The organism is Paenibacillus ehimensis NBRC 15659 (assembly GCF_004000785.1).
GTDB lineage: Bacteria > Bacillota > Bacilli > Paenibacillales > NBRC-103111 > Paenibacillus_G > Paenibacillus_G ehimensis.
This window is the reverse complement of the sequence record NZ_BILX01000010.1, coordinates 51,649-66,073: the sequence shown is the minus strand read 5'-3', so window position 1 is coordinate 66,073 and position 14,425 is coordinate 51,649. Positions and strand designations below refer to the sequence as shown.

The window sequence follows — 14,425 nt, the reverse complement described above, 5'->3', positions numbered from 1 at the left end:
TCCACCACTTGTACAGTAATGATTCGTCACGTTAACAAAAAATCCTGCTTCGTCGCTGGACGGCCGCAGGATTTTTTTCGGTTATTCTGTTTTGTCCCGGAGCGGTTCCGCATTATCCCCAGCTTGCTCCGGAAGGGACGAACGCTCGAACGGCCGTGCCTCCGACGGCGGGTTATCCCCGGCCAGCCGCGCACGAATGTCCGCCAGCTTTTTCTTGCGCCGTTTGCGCAGAAACCAGACGGGAACGCCGATCAACATCAGCAGCAGGATTACCGGGAGCGCTCCCGCCACAAAGACGAACAACCACTGAAGCAAGACGCCGAGTACCGCCAAAGTTCCAATCAACGCTTCTGCCGCCCGCTGCCCCAGAGGGTCCTGACCGCGCGCCTGAATAACCTCGGCGGAGCTAGTTTTTTGCGACAGCTTCAGCTCGATAGTCGACATGGCTACGTTTTGCTCCAAGTACCGCATACGCCCTTTAATTCGCTCGATTTCTTCCTGAACCTTGCCAAGCTCGTTGGAGAAAGCAAGCAGCTCGTCGGTCTTCGCAGCCTTTTCCATAAAAGCGATCAGCCGGCTCTCTACGACTTGCTTTGCTTTCAAACGCGCGGCGAGATCGACATACTCCTCCGTCACTTCCTGACCCTGCAAGTTTTTCTGCAGCGTCGGCTGAATCTGTTCAAGCAGCGCCAGCAGCGATTGGAAGCCGGTCGCCGGTACCTTAATGACGAACGTACCGCTTTTTTCCAAAGCAGAAGCGTTCTCATTGAACTGTAAAATGTAGCCGCCCGACTGCTTGACCGCCTCGTGTATTTTCACTTGCGCCTCTTGATACTTATCCACCTGCATGACCAAATTTGCTTTGTAGATGATTTTGCGGTTAAACGCCTCCGATGTCTCGGGCGCCGTTTCTCCCGTCAAGCTTGCGCCCGCGGCAGGCTTCGCCGCATTCGAATCGGCCGCCTGGCCGGTTGAGCCAGCAGAGCCCGCTTTCGATTCTGCGCCGTTGGTTTGCGCCATTGTCTGATCACCGACAGGCAACTTGTCCGAAGCCGTCGAATCGGATGAAACGGCATTGCAGCCTGCAAGCCATCCGGCCAGCAGCAGAATCGCCCCGGCTCCGCGCACCTGCCGCAGCAAGCGCTGCTTCGACGTCCCTCCCCCTAGCTTTTGCATATTGCCTCCCCCTTCTTTGTCTGACCCGCAGCCGTTGACTGCTGCGTTATTCCCTAGACGCGAAGAGGTTTTCCATTGTTTCAATTTTATGACAACTCTCAAAAAAATCTCCCTTTGACGCTTCTGCATCAAAGGGAGATTCGAAAGCCGGGTGCGGATTAATGCTCCGCCCAGCTGTCCAAATATGCTTTTTGCTCTTCGGTCAGCGTATCGATACCGATGCCAAGGGAAGCCAGCTTGAAGCGGGCCACCTGCTCATCCAGCTCATAAGGCACGTTGACGACCTTGCGGCCGATTTGCTTGTAGTTCTCGTTCACGTACTTCAAGGACATCGCCTGAAGCGCGAACGTCATGTCCATAATTTCCGCCGGATGCCCGTCGCCTGCAGCCAGGTTGACAAGTCGTCCCTCGGCCAAAATGTAAAACTTACGCCCGTCTTGGAGCGTGTACTCCTCGATGTTGCGGCGAACCGTCCGTACGGATACGGCCATAGCCTCCAGCTCCGGTTTGTTGACTTCCACGTCGAAGTGACCGGCGTTGGACAAAATCGCTCCGTCCTTCATGACTTTGTAGTGCTCTCCGCGGATGACGTCCCGGTTGCCCGTTACGGTGACGAAGAAATCGCCCACCTTGGCCGCTTCGCTCATTGGCATAACCGCAAAGCCGTCCATGTAAGCTTCAACCGCTTTGATCGCGTCGATTTCCGTCACGACGACGTTGGCACCGAGTCCTTTGGCGCGCATCGCCACGCCCTTGCCGCACCAGCCGTAGCCGACGACGACGACCGTTTTCCCCGCAACGACGAGGTTCGTGGTCCGGTTGATGCCGTCCCAAACGGATTGGCCGGTACCGTAACGGTTATCGAACAAATATTTGCAGAATGCGTCGTTGACCGCAACCATCGGGAATTGGAGCTGACCGTCCTTCTCCAGCGATTTCAGACGAAGAATGCCTGTCGTCGTTTCTTCCGCGCCGCCGCGCACGTTTTTGAGCAGGTCTTTGCGCTCGGAGTGGAGAATGGTCACCAGGTCTCCGCCATCGTCAATGATCAGATCCGGTTCGGTTTCAAGCGTCTTGATCAGCAGTTCCTTGTATTCCTTTGGCTCCGGGTTATACTTCGCGAACACCGTGATGCCGTCCTCTACCAAAGCCGCGCATACATCGTCCTGCGTCGACAGCGGATTGCTGCCGCAAATGGTCACCTCGGCGCCGCCGGCTTGCACCACTTTAGCCAAATACGCCGTTTTGGCTTCCAAATGAAGCGAAATGGCGACCTTCAGCCCTTTAAATGGCTGCTCCTTCTCGAATTGCTCGCGAATGCGGTTAAGCACTGGCATGTGAGCGTTGACCCAATCGATTTTCAAATGTCCTTCCGGCGCGAGCGCAATGTCGCGGATAATGCTGCGGTCGATCGTACTTGCCATGTGTTAACGTCCTCCTTGGATCATAATTTCTTTATGTATTACATGTAACATATACGATGCTTCCCGTCCAGTGGCAAAGGCCAATCGACAAGTTCCCTTACCCAGCCGTCGCCGTATTTGTTCAAATACGCCAACGGATTGTACACCCGTTCCTGCGGCTTGCCGTCAGGGAGCAAGGATTGCCCGATGCGGGCAAATTGCCGGAGCCCCGCCTCGTATTGCGAACGAAGGCCGTCATCCGCTTTGTGCTGCAAGAAATCGATTTGCTCGATAATTTTCCCCAGATTCGTCTCGCCTAATTTTTGCAATCCGGGATTGATGGCGGCGATCGCTCCGATCAACGGCTCGTAGCTGGCGCGAAACCGCTCTTTCACCTCGGCAAAACGGGCTTCCAGCTGAAGCTGGTCTTGCTCCCGAAGCCAAGCCTGCTGCTTTTCTTCCAAGCGGTACAGCGCATCGTCGATGCCAAGCCCGTACTTCTGCATGTTTTTCTGGATCGTCCCCTCCACTATAGTGAAGCCCAAGCGCGGGAGAACGATCGGCATCCGCATCCCTAGCGTATGAAACGCTTCGCGCGTCAGCGCCCAATAAGCGATCTCCGACGGTCCCAATACGGTTCCAAGAACGGGGAACAAATAGTCCTGCATCAATGGCCGCGTCATCACGTTGTTGCTCAGCCGCTCCGGGGCCTCCTCAGCCCATTGCAAAAGCTGCTCCAGGCTATAGCGGCGCTCCCCTTTGCGGTCCGTGTAGCCGCCCTCTCCGTCCGTGTAAAGCAGGATGCGCTCGCCTTGTTCGTCGAAGACGAACAAGTTCGCGCCATTGTCGGAAACTTCTGCCTGCGGCGCGTATCCCGCTGTCCGCAGCTTGTCTCGCCCCCGCAGCAGCGCTTCGTTAATGGAGCCGCTTTGCTCCGCCAATCGGCGAAACATCGGGCTTTCAAGCCGCCGCAGCTCCGGGTCGTCCGAATCGACCAGCACGAGCCCGTCCCGTCCGAACCAAGCAGAGAGAAGACGCGCAAAGCTATCCGTCAAAGAGACGGCCCCCTCGATCGACGAACGCAGCGTTTCCATCACCCCCTCCTTGAACTCCGTAGGCATAAGCGTCTGCTCAAGGGCGTCCAGCGCCTCACTCCACTGCTCCGGCGAGATGGGCGTACGGCTGACAGAGGTGCGCAAGCCGGTCGGATGCTGCAGTTTGATCTTCTGGAGCTGCTGATCCGCCGCCAGAACCGTCACATGGTTCACTTCGTCAAAATCATGATCCTCTCCGGCAATCCAAAATACCGGCACCACCGGTCGGCCCAGCTTCTCCGAAGCTTCTCGGGCCGCCTTAATCAGCGTAATCGCCTTGTATATAACAAGCAGCGGTCCGGTAAACAAACTGGCCTGCTGGCCTCCTACGATACACAGCGTACGGGAATCCTTGAGCAGCTCGATCGAACGAAGCGCTTCAGGCGAAGCCCCGGCCCGTTCGTTGAACCGGCGAAGCGTCTCTGCAAGCCGCCGGCGGTCCGCTCCATGAATCCGCTCGCGGTCGATCCAAGCCGCTCGCGCTTCCCAACAGTCGGCATTCGAAGGATTGTAATCGAAAAACGCGCTTATTTTTTCGAAACGGTCCGTATAATCGCCTGCCAAAGGTTGGCCGGAGTCCCACTGCATTATTTCTATCCGCAATCCGCCCGCCACCCTTCCTTTTAAAATGTAAGTCACTTCTGGTTTGTAAACAACATAAGCATTATTATTTTACACGTGATCCGAGAAATCGTCAAAAAGAACTACTTTTTTTCTTACTTGATTATCTTCAGATAAAAAGAGGCCAATTGACCTGAGACCAAGCGCAAAAAAGGGTTGCTCTTCAAAACTTATTACTTTCTTCTCTTTCAATTTACAAAATGAGTATTTTATTATAAAATAAAACCAATTATGGAATCGATACCACAAGATAGTATCGCTTTAAGCAATCCAGCTGGAGGTCAATATATTCTTGCAGTACGTTCCTTTAATGATGCTCTCAATTACTCGATAGAAATAACTTATTAATTATTAACACAAAAAATTAATTTCCATAAAGTTAGGTAATTCACATACATCGAAGCAGTCAGCATGAATTATTTTCCCATGTTACCTAATATTTTAAAAAAAACACAGGAGATTTAATGAGACTTTTTTTGATCGCGCTTATTATTCTATCTCTGCAGGCAGGATGCAGCAATCATGTTATAAATGGATGGAATACCCATTATACTGGGGTGTACGACAATGATTTCATCCATATCACCGCTGAAGCACAGGGCACGCCAACGGATTCATCGTTCAAAGCAAAAATAAGAATTACTAACAAGACAAATGAGGAGATGAATATTTATGCGGATTGCGGCTCTTTTGTTTCGTATGAAAAACAACCTTCAGCTAAACTTGATCAACAAAATTGCTTAACAGTAGAATCAACAGCAATTAATGAAAAGTCAGACCTAACCACTACTCTGGAAATTCCCGCTAATTATTTTAAAACAGATCACTTTTCTTTAACAGTTACTTACTCCTTAAAAACAAACAAAACCAAAAAAGAGGCCATCATTCCGTTATTGCCGAAAAAAGCTTAAACGAATGGACCATTTTACCGATATATGATGCGGATTAAAAATAGGACTGGGTTCTACCGGGAAGCAAAAGCTCTCCTGTAAACCCCAGTCCTTTTTTCAAGCCTACTTATGCGGCTTTAACTTTAATTCTCGCAAGCTACTTATCGACTTGCGGCAGCTCAAACATCCGACGGCTCCGGATCGTTTCGTTATAGTTAAAAAGCCCCTGCACATGCAGAGGCTCCCAAGGTTAATATAAATGGCAGGCTGTAAAGTGACCAGGTTGAACTTCCTTGAACTCCGGCATGCTTGCCGCGCATTCCGGCATCGCCTTCGGGCAGCGGGTTCGGAACGGGCAGCCGCTCGGCGGATTCAGCGGACTTGGAATTTCGCCTTCCAGAATGATCCGCTCGCGGGTACGCTCCACCTCCGGGTCCGGAATCGGGATCGCGGACAGCAGCGATTGCGTGTAAGGATGCAGCGGATTCGCATACAGCTCCTCGGAGGTCGTCACCTCGACCAGCTTGCCGAGATACATCACACCGATCCGGTCGGAAATATGCTTCACCATCGCAAGATCGTGCGCGATGAACAGGTAGGTCAGACCGCGCTCTTTTTGCAGCTTCTTGAACAGGTTGACGACCTGCGCCTGAACGGACACGTCCAGCGCGGAAATCGGTTCGTCCGCAATGATGAATTGAGGCTCGATCGCCAGCGCCCGGGCAATGCCGATCCGCTGACGCTGTCCGCCCGAAAATTCGTGCGGGAAGCGGCTCGCATGCTCCTCGTTCAGACCTACCGCATTAAGCAGCTCGCTTACGCGCTGCTTGCGCTGTTTGCCGTCGGCAAGGCCATGAATGTCGAGTCCTTCGGCAATAATGTTGCCGACCGTCATCCGCGGGTTCAAGGAGGCGTACGGATCTTGGAACACCATCTGCATATGACGGCGGAACTCCTGCAGCTTGTTTCCGCGCAGCTTATGCACGTTCTCGCCATTGAACAGCACTTCGCCGCCCGTCGCTTCATAGAGACGGATAATCGTGCGTCCGGCCGTCGACTTGCCGCAGCCGGACTCGCCCACCAAGCCGAACGTTTCACCGCGGGCGATCGAAATATTAAGCTTGTCAACGGCTTTTAACGTTTTGCCGCCGCCCAAGTGAAAGTGTTTTTGCAAATCGCGTACTTCCAAAATTGGATTGCCCTTCATCGTGCCGCACCTCCAGCTTCTACAGGTCGCTCTACTTTAGGCGCATCGGGATGCAGGAGCCAGCAGGCCGCCGAATGCGTCTCGGAAAGCTTCGTATGCTCAGGATCGACTTCCAGACAGGCTTTCATGGCGTAAGGACAACGCGCGGCAAAAGCGCAGCCTTTCGGCGGGGCAAACAGGTCCGGCGGCGTTCCCGGAATCGGCACCAATTCGCCGTCCTTATCTTGGTCCAGACGCGGAACGGAACGAAGCAAGCCCCAGGTATACGGATGTTTCGAATCGTAGAACAGCTCATCTACCGTGCCCTGCTCTACGACTTTGCCGGCATACATGACAATAACGCGCTGCGCCATTTCCGCAACGACCCCAAGGTCATGCGTAATCACGATAATTGAGGCATGCGTCTGCTCGGACAGCTTCTTCATCAGCTCGATAATTTGCGCCTGGATCGTTACGTCTAGCGCCGTTGTCGGCTCGTCGGCAATAAGCAGCTTCGGATTGCAGGCAAGCGCGATCGCAATCATGACGCGCTGGCGCATCCCGCCGGAAAATTCGTGAGGATATTGGCTGATCCGGCCTTCCGGATTGGAAATGCCGACCATTCTCAAAATATCGACGGCACGCTTCCGCGCCTCGCTTGCGCTTAAGCCCTGATGCTTAATGAGCCCTTCGGCGATTTGCTTCCCGATCGTCATCGTCGGGTTAAGCGAAGTCATCGGGTCCTGGAAAATCATTCCCATTTCGGAGCCGCGGATTTTTTCCATTTCTTTATTTGAAATTTTGGTAATTTCCGTTTTGCCGTCGAATTTGATCGATCCGCTCTTGATCATGCTCGGAGGCGTCGGAATGAGCCGCATAATCGTTTGGGCCGTAACCGATTTGCCGCAGCCGGATTCGCCTACGATGGCAAGCACTTCCCCTTTTTTGAGGTCGAAGGAAACGCCGCGAACGGCCTGCACTTCACCGGCATAGGTGCGAAACGATACTCTGAGGTCGCGAACCTCCAATATATTTTTGCTCATGATTTGGGCACCCTCCTTACTTCCTCATCTTCGGATCGAGCGCATCGCGAAGGCCGTCACCGAGCAGGTTGAAGCTCATCAGGATCAAGCTGAAAACAATCGTCGGGAAAATAACCCGGTGCGGGAAATAACGAATCGAGTTGGCCCCGTCGGACAACAGCGAACCGAGCGAAGCGAGCGGCACGCGAATTCCGAGACCGATAAAGCTCAGGAACGCTTCGACGAAAATAGCCGAAGGAACGATAAACGTAATTTGCACGATGATCAAGCTAAGCGCATTCGGTACCAAATGGCGGAAAATAATGCGCGCGCCTCCTGCGCCCAGCGTTCTGGCCGCAAGCACGTACTCCTGCTCCTTCAAGGTCAGAACTTGACCGCGGACCAGCCGCGCCATCGGCACCCAACCGGTAATGGCATAAGCGATGATGATCGTTAAGAAGCCCGGACCGATAACGATGATCAGCAGGATCGAGATCAGAAGAAACGGGATGGAGTGAATGATTTCGATAATACGCTGCATGATATCGTCCACCCGGCCTCCGTAGTAGGCCGAAACGCCCCCGTAAATAACTCCGAATACGAGGTCCAGCAGGGCGGCAATAATCCCGATGGCGAGCGAAATCCGCGTTCCCCACCATACGCGTACCCACAGGTCGCGCCCGAAATCGTCGGTTCCGAACCAGTGCGCTGCGGAAGGCGGCAGGTTTTTGATATCGTAGTTTTGCGTCGCATAGTCGTAGCTCGAAAAAATCGGTCCGAACGTAGCGAGCAAAATCATGATGACAAGCGTTGTCATGCCGAACATGGCCAGCTTGTTTTTCTTGAGTCTTCTCCACGCATCCTGCCAGTAATTCATGGAAGGGCGGACGACAGCTTCCCGGCCGACTTGCTCTCGGACAACCGGCTGGAACAGGTCTTTGGACATCTGCATTACTTGCTACCTCCCTTAACCAAACGAATGCGCGGGTCGATCAGACCGTAGACAACATCGGTAATAAAGAGCACGATGACAAGAATAAACGCATAGAAAATGGTCAATCCTGTAATCATGGTGTAATCGTTGGAATAAATGGATTGAACAAAGTGCTTCCCTAAGCCGGGTACGACGAAAATTTGCTCCACAACCAGCGTACCGGTGATCAAACCGACGAATACAGGACCCAGCACGGTAACAACCGGAAGGATCGCATTGCGGATTGTATGCTTAAGAACGATGGCGGGCTGAGACAACCCTTTGGCTTTCGCCGTCTTGATATAATCCTGATTCAGCACGTCCAGCATGGACGTCCGCATGAGCCGGGCAAGGATTGCAATCGTACCGAACGATAAGGCAATGGAAGGCAGTACCCTGGATGACGCCCCTGTCCACATCCCCGGAGGCAGCCAGCCTAGCTTCACGCCGACAAAATAAGACAGCAAGGGTCCGAGAACGAAGGATGGAATCGAGATACCGACAATTGCCGTAAACATCGCCGTGACATCGAGGCCCTTGTTATGATTCAAAGCCGCGATAATGCCGAGAATCAATCCGACCGTAATCGCGATCGCCAATGCCCACAAGCCGAGCTCCAGCGAAGCCGGGAACGCTTGATGAATAATGTCCGTGACTTTACGCGTCGGGAACTGGAAGGACACGCCCAAATCGCCGTGAAGCACGTTATTCATGTATTTCACGTACTGCTTCCAAATCGGTTGGTCCAGACCGTATTGAGCATAGAGCAGCTTTCTTTGCTCAATCGTCAATTTTTGCGAATCTTCCCCAAACGGATCCCCTGGCAAGTTTTTCATCAACACGAACGTGAAGGTGACAACCAACCACAAGGTAATTACCATATAAACCAGACGACGCAGCAAATAGCGAAGCATGGTACACCTCCTGAACTAATTCAAACAAGGACAAGCAGCAAGGCTCGAAAAGGCTCGATTGGAAACAGCCGAACTGCTTCGCAAGCATAGACCGATCCAAGGCAAGACTATGTTTGCGAAGCAGCTCCGCTTCCTCCGAACAGAGGGGAACTGCGTTACAGAAAAAATCGGAGCCGTTCCAAAGATCAGAACGGCCCCCTCGTTGACGAATCAGCCACTACTTACTATGGTTCATCCGGAGAAATGGATTACTTAATGGTAACCCACTTCAGCTCCCACTCTTTGGACATAGGCGGCAAAACCAGGCCTTCTACGTTCGGTTTCTTCGCGTAAGGTCTTGTACGGAAGTAGAGCGGGGAAATCGGAAGATCGGCCATCAGCTGCTTCTCGGCGTCAATCAGCATTTTCGAACGTTTCGCCAAGTCGACTTCTTTGTCTGCGGCTTTGACCAGATCGTCATACGCTTTGCTGTTGTATCCGACATAGTTGAAGGATTTGTTATCGGATAACCACATGTCAAGGAACGTCATCGGATCGTTGTAGTCGGCGCCCCACAGCGCAAACAAAGCGTCGAAGTTGTTTTCCTGCATGTTTTTCACGCGCAGTGCGAACGGCAGCGGCTCGCCGTCGACTTCAACCCCGAGGTTCTGCTTCCATTGAGCTTGAATGAACTCGATCGTCTTTTTCGCGCCTTCGGTATCGTCAGCCGTCAGCTTGAATTTCGGCAAGGAAGTCATGTTCAGTTCTTTCAAGCCTTCAGCCAGAAGCTGCTTCGCTTTTGCCACATCGTAAGCAGGTTGAGTATCACCCGCTACTTTGCGGAATTCCTGCTTGTTGCCGTCAAGAACGGTTACCGGAACCAGACCTGTCGAAGGAATGGACGTTCCCCCGTTGACAACTTCGTTGTAGGCTTTGCGGTCAATCGCCATGCCGAGAGCTTGACGGATTTTCACGTTCGCAAACGCCGGGAATTTCGAATTGTGGAACATCAGGTAGCCTGTTACAAATTCTTTCTTCAGCGTCAAGTCCGGCTTGCCTTGGTAAGCTTTAGCCTGCTCGCCGCGAAGCTCCGTCAAATCGACTTGGTCCGTCTCGTACATGTTGAGGGCCGTGTTCGCGTCTTTCACCACGTTGACGGTTACTTTCTCCAGTTTCACGTTTGCAGCATCCCAATATTTGTCGTTCTTCACGAGAACGATTTGCTGCTCGTGATCCCATTTTTCCATTTTGAACGGTCCTGCGCCGATAATTTTGTCGGCATCTGCGCCGTTTTTGTCGCCTTGCGCTTTGACAAAATCCGGCTTTTGCGGGAAGAAAAGCGGGTTAGCCAATTGGTCGGTAAAGAACGCAACCGGTCTTTCAAGAGTAATTTCAAGCGTTTTGTCGTCTTTTGCTTTTACGCCCAACTCGGCTTTTTTCGCTTCCACTTCTTCCGGCTTCGCTTTGTTCAAAGCGGTTCCGCCCTTGATCCAGGAAAGCATGGTCGCGTATTTCGCTTTTGTCGCCGGGTCCAAAGTGCGTTGGAAAGCCCATACAAAATCGCTTGCTTTCAGCGGGGAGCCGTCGGCCCATGTCAAACCGTCGCGAAGCGTGATCGTATATACGAGGCCGTCCGGAGAAATTTTCGGAAGCTCTTTCGCAAGTCCCGGTTGCGGCTTGCCTTCCGCATCCAAACGGTACAAACCTTCGTTCACCGCATTAAGAATTGTAAAAGAAGGGTTTGTCGTTGCGATGGAGCTATCGATCGCCGGCGGTTCTGCCGCGAGGTTGATTCTGATTTCTTGAGCCGGAGCTTTTTTATTGTCTGCGCCCCCTGCTTGCTGATTGCTATCCGTGTTGCCTGAACAGCCGGCAACGGTGGTACCAAGCATAGCGGTAACCGATGCCAGGACAAGAAGCTTGTTATACTTCATGAAAATGACTTCCTCCTTTTTAATTTATGTAAGTATATGTTAATTCTTGTCGTGTTATATAACATGACACAGAATTCACACCTAACATAACACCCTTTGATGATATAGGATTCTAGCGGAAAAGTAAAGACCCTCTACGATGAAACCGTTACCAAATAGAAATTATACAACCAGGGGTTAATAAAATCTAGTCTTATTTTTGGAATACGGCCATTTTCTGTAGTTTTTAGTATTATTATATCACTTTCCGTAGTTTAATTACAAAAAATAAGGAGCCTTTTGGATTAGGCTCTCAAAAATGGCAGCATTTTATTCATTCATTCTACCGGCTCGGGTTTGCGTTCCGAATGCAGCACTTTGTCCGCCTTTGGTAAACACCTCGCCTTTTTGTCGTTGAGACGTACTTGGGAGGCAGGCCGCGTCTTCCATCAAATTATGTACGTTCATTCCTTCATCTCTTCTATGAGTTGATCATATATTTGCCAATGCCGATGAACAGCAGGAGTACATAGCAGGCCGCCAGCAGCACAAAGCCAAGCCGTCCCAGCGTTCTGGCGATTTTGATCAGATCGATTTTCCCTTTAAGCCGGTTTTGCATATTTCCAAGCAAGCCTGCGGCAACGAGAAACAGCAGCACGATCGTCCACAGCAGCATCCCCGAGTCGAACAAATTCCGGCTCATGAACGCAACGGAGCCAATAAGAAACAACGTGGTGATATCCATACTGAGATGCGTGGCTCTGCGTTTGTCTTTCGTATAATAGTACACGGCAACCCATACGATGAAAAATGCTACGAACGGAACGAGCGCAAGAAACGTATAAAGCTGCTGCAGCCATCCAAACAATGCACTCAAGCGATATCACCCGATTTCAGTCGATAATTGTTCGGCCGTCATGGCCGGTATCCGGCTTCCGCCGCCTTGATCAGCCGGTATACGGTAAGATGCGTCGGAAGCGCTATTCCGCCGCGATCCGCCTCCCGCAGCAATCCACCCGTAATGGCATCGATCTCCGTACGACGCCCGGCCGCCATATCCTGAAGCATGGAGGAACGGTTGTTAGCCGTCCGCCGGCATACTTCCAACAGCTGCTCCCACAAATCCGGCTCCAGCCGGATGTCAAGCGCACGCGCCAGAGCAACCCCTTCTTCGTACAAAGCACGCATCAGCTCCCCGGCTTCCGGCAAACTCAGAAGCTCGCCGTTCGGTACCCGCAGCAAGGCGGTGAGCGGATTAATGACGGCATTGATAAGAAGCTTTTGCCAAATGCGACTAGAGATGTTTTTCGACACGGATGCGCTAAATCCTGCCAATTGCAGCCAATAAACCAGATTTTTTTGCGCAATTTCCGACACCTCGGCTCTTTCCTCTCCTGCTGCCCCTATCCAGGTCGTGCCGCTCCCCGTATGAACGGCTTCTCCGGCGGCCGAGATCATCGCGCCTTCCGTCGTAACGGCCGAAATCAGCCGTTCCGCCGGCACGTAGGGAGTCAGCGTCTCCAGATGCCCGATACCGTTCTGCAAGCAGACGATCCATGCCGAGGGGGACATGCGCCGACCGAGTTCGAGCCCGAGCTCCCGGGTTATTGCAGACTGCTTCACGGCAAGCAGGATAAAATGCGGCCCGCTCCCGTCTTTTCCGCCGAACGCTACCTTTTCCTCCCACAGGCTGACGCGGGGAAAAGCGGTAATCACCGCGCGGGCACCTTTTTCCTCCGGTCCCGGCACGGCATCGATCAAGCGCAGTCCGGCGGCTTCGATTTCGGCTTGCCGCTCGGCACGGCGGACGACGACTTCCACTTCGTGTCCCGCCTCAAACAGCTTGGCTGCGAATAACGTTCCGAGCGCCCCTGCGCCAATTACCGTAAAACGGCCCATCTTCTCTCCCCCTTGCATGAAAAGTTTGTTCAGTCTATCATAGCAAAAACATGCGGGACACGCACAAAAACCCCGGAACGGGTGCTGATGGCAGCCCGACTCGGGGGTTTCTCCTGTCTTTTTATGTGACGGTTCCGGTTATTCGATCCGCTCCAGATTCCCGTTTTCATCCATTTTAAAGCGCGTTTTGCTTTCCTCTTCTTCCTCTGCCAGAAAAGCAAGCTTGCGGGCCCGGTCCATAATCTGGATGAGCGCTTTGTAGTCGTCGTTCACGACGCGGTAATCGGTCGAAACGTCGCTGACCTGCCGGCTTAGCTCGTCGTTGAGGCTGCGCAGCCGTTCAAGCTCATCCTGCTTTTCGTTCAGCTCCTTTTCAAGCTGCCTTACGTGCCGGACCATTTCCTGATAGCTTCCTTTCCACTGCCGCAGGAAGCGGATAACGGCGTCAATCGACAACTCTTCCACGATACCGTCGCTGCGCACCGCGCTTTCCGAGGCCAAAGGGCCGCCCATGCCGCTGCCCGCAACGGATGCGAACGCGCTCGCATGCTTGCGGTGCTGGTTCCTTTTTTGGCGCTGCGCTTTGGCGATCTGAATCGCCGCCTCGTATTTCTTGCGGACGAAGCTGTTCCAGCGGAAGCCGCATGCAGCCGCGGTTCTACCTATTTTTTCGCCCACTTCTTCGAAAGCGGACAGCTGCGTGCTTCCTTCGCGAATATGTCTTAACGTCACCTCCGCCAATATCAAATCGTCTTCCTCGCTCCAAGCGTCTTGTCTGATTGCCGTCATCAAGCCGTCCTCCTAACCCCAATAGGTTCATCCGCATCTATGTTCGTGATGCATAAAATGCTGCGTTACTTTATCTCTATGCCCATGGTAGAGTTCATAGAATACTTTTCTAGTAATTTGTATTGCCAATTTTCAAGGCGGTCATACATCGTTTGGGCGGATTTAGGCAACGATATGATGCGAAGGGCTAAAAAATTGACTAAATTTCGTCACGGATTGGGCGTTTACACGCAGGAAGGCTTTCGCTATAATGTTGGATAGTACGTATGTATCGATCGTGACCAAAGAGAGGGGGATACAGGATGGATCGCATGTTTCGCGTTCTCGGCTTCTGGACGCTTGTAATCGGGCTCATGGCGTTAGCCGGCGACTTCATTCCGATGGCGCTCATCTTTTTCGCCCAGACGGCGATTTTCACGCTGTTAGGATACATGAAATTGTCCGAACGTGCCTACATATTGATTTTCTGGGGGTACATGATTGTTTCGTTTACAGGGTTTACCTACTGGTCATTTTTCAAAATGTCCATCTAAACCTGCCGGTCCGAAAAAACGTAAGCGAATACG

13 protein-coding genes are annotated in these 14,425 nt (G+C 52.4%); 2 read left to right on the top strand and 11 right to left on the bottom strand.

Annotated elements, in window-relative coordinates:
* Positions 1-81: 81 nt before the first annotated feature.
* From PEH01S_RS08415 to bshC, 3 genes are all read right to left on the bottom strand, one after another.
* Complete coding sequence (locus PEH01S_RS08415; RefSeq protein ID WP_164827734.1) at positions 82-1,176, bottom strand: DUF4349 domain-containing protein; 1,095 nt, start codon at positions 1,174-1,176, stop codon at positions 82-84.
* A gap of 158 nt (positions 1,177-1,334) precedes the next feature.
* On the bottom strand, positions 1,335-2,600 hold the full coding sequence (locus PEH01S_RS08410) for an adenosylhomocysteinase (protein ID WP_025853429.1): 1,266 nt from the start codon (positions 2,598-2,600) through the stop codon (positions 1,335-1,337).
* A gap of 38 nt (positions 2,601-2,638) precedes the next feature.
* Positions 2,639-4,276 carry a bacillithiol biosynthesis cysteine-adding enzyme BshC gene (bshC, locus tag PEH01S_RS08405; protein ID WP_127484832.1) on the bottom strand — a complete coding sequence of 546 codons (1,638 nt, stop codon included), beginning with the start codon at positions 4,274-4,276 and terminating at the stop codon, positions 2,639-2,641.
* Between the two features lie 482 nt (positions 4,277-4,758).
* Here bshC and PEH01S_RS08400 point away from each other — a divergent pair, with 482 nt between their 5' ends.
* Positions 4,759-5,205 (top strand): hypothetical protein, encoded by a 447-nt coding sequence (locus PEH01S_RS08400; RefSeq protein ID WP_127484830.1) that lies wholly within the window; start codon positions 4,759-4,761, stop codon positions 5,203-5,205.
* Between the two features lie 229 nt (positions 5,206-5,434).
* Here the strand turns inward: PEH01S_RS08400 and PEH01S_RS08395 are convergent, their stop codons facing one another.
* From PEH01S_RS08395 to PEH01S_RS08360, 8 genes are all read right to left on the bottom strand, one after another.
* On the bottom strand, positions 5,435-6,391 hold the full coding sequence (locus tag PEH01S_RS08395) for an ABC transporter ATP-binding protein (RefSeq protein ID WP_025853432.1): 957 nt from the start codon (positions 6,389-6,391) through the stop codon (positions 5,435-5,437).
* A complete protein-coding gene (locus PEH01S_RS08390; protein ID WP_025853433.1) occupies positions 6,388-7,413 on the bottom strand; it encodes an ABC transporter ATP-binding protein in 1,026 nt (341 codons plus the stop codon). The genes PEH01S_RS08395 and PEH01S_RS08390 overlap by 4 nt, the downstream gene beginning before the upstream one ends.
* Positions 7,414-7,429: 16 nt before the next feature.
* Entirely contained in the window at positions 7,430-8,344 is a 915-nt protein-coding gene (locus PEH01S_RS08385; RefSeq protein ID WP_025853434.1) for an ABC transporter permease, read from the bottom strand.
* A complete protein-coding gene (locus PEH01S_RS08380) occupies positions 8,344-9,279 on the bottom strand; it encodes an ABC transporter permease (RefSeq protein ID WP_025853435.1) in 936 nt (311 codons plus the stop codon). Before PEH01S_RS08380 ends, PEH01S_RS08385 begins: the two co-directional genes overlap by 1 nt.
* Before the next feature lie 248 nt (positions 9,280-9,527).
* A complete protein-coding gene (locus PEH01S_RS08375) occupies positions 9,528-11,192 on the bottom strand; it encodes a peptide ABC transporter substrate-binding protein (protein ID WP_025853436.1) in 1,665 nt (554 codons plus the stop codon).
* Between the two features lie 460 nt (positions 11,193-11,652).
* On the bottom strand, positions 11,653-12,048 hold the full coding sequence (locus PEH01S_RS08370; RefSeq protein ID WP_127484828.1) for a DUF3397 domain-containing protein: 396 nt from the start codon (positions 12,046-12,048) through the stop codon (positions 11,653-11,655).
* Between the two features lie 38 nt (positions 12,049-12,086).
* The gene (locus PEH01S_RS08365) at positions 12,087-13,070 is read right to left on the bottom strand and encodes a ketopantoate reductase family protein (protein WP_127484826.1); all 984 of its coding nucleotides are present in this window, start codon (positions 13,068-13,070) and stop codon (positions 12,087-12,089) included.
* A gap of 138 nt (positions 13,071-13,208) precedes the next feature.
* Entirely contained in the window at positions 13,209-13,859 is a 651-nt protein-coding gene (locus PEH01S_RS08360) for an RsfA family transcriptional regulator (protein ID WP_025853441.1), read from the bottom strand.
* 302 nt (positions 13,860-14,161) lie between these two features.
* Between PEH01S_RS08360 and PEH01S_RS08355 the strand changes: the two genes are divergently transcribed.
* Positions 14,162-14,392 carry a DUF2626 domain-containing protein gene (locus PEH01S_RS08355; protein WP_010491888.1) on the top strand — a complete coding sequence of 77 codons (231 nt, stop codon included), beginning with the start codon at positions 14,162-14,164 and terminating at the stop codon, positions 14,390-14,392.
* Positions 14,393-14,425 lie beyond the last annotated feature (33 nt).

Coding starts and splice junctions, on each gene's coding strand:
- PEH01S_RS08415 (WP_164827734.1), bottom strand. CDS start 1,176: ATGCAAAAGCTAGGGGGAGGGACGTCGAAGCAGCGCTTGCTGCGGCAG.
- PEH01S_RS08410 (WP_025853429.1), bottom strand. CDS start 2,600: ATGGCAAGTACGATCGACCGCAGCATTATCCGCGACATTGCGCTCGCG.
- PEH01S_RS08400 (WP_127484830.1), top strand. CDS start 4,759: ATGAGACTTTTTTTGATCGCGCTTATTATTCTATCTCTGCAGGCAGGA.
- PEH01S_RS08395 (WP_025853432.1), bottom strand. CDS start 6,391: ATGAAGGGCAATCCAATTTTGGAAGTACGCGATTTGCAAAAACACTTT.
- PEH01S_RS08390 (WP_025853433.1), bottom strand. CDS start 7,413: ATGAGCAAAAATATATTGGAGGTTCGCGACCTCAGAGTATCGTTTCGC.
- PEH01S_RS08385 (WP_025853434.1), bottom strand. CDS start 8,344: ATGCAGATGTCCAAAGACCTGTTCCAGCCGGTTGTCCGAGAGCAAGTC.
- PEH01S_RS08380 (WP_025853435.1), bottom strand. CDS start 9,279: ATGCTTCGCTATTTGCTGCGTCGTCTGGTTTATATGGTAATTACCTTG.
- PEH01S_RS08375 (WP_025853436.1), bottom strand. CDS start 11,192: ATGAAGTATAACAAGCTTCTTGTCCTGGCATCGGTTACCGCTATGCTT.
- PEH01S_RS08365 (WP_127484826.1), bottom strand. CDS start 13,070: ATGGGCCGTTTTACGGTAATTGGCGCAGGGGCGCTCGGAACGTTATTC.
- PEH01S_RS08360 (WP_025853441.1), bottom strand. CDS start 13,859: ATGACGGCAATCAGACAAGACGCTTGGAGCGAGGAAGACGATTTGATA.
- PEH01S_RS08355 (WP_010491888.1), top strand. CDS start 14,162: ATGGATCGCATGTTTCGCGTTCTCGGCTTCTGGACGCTTGTAATCGGG.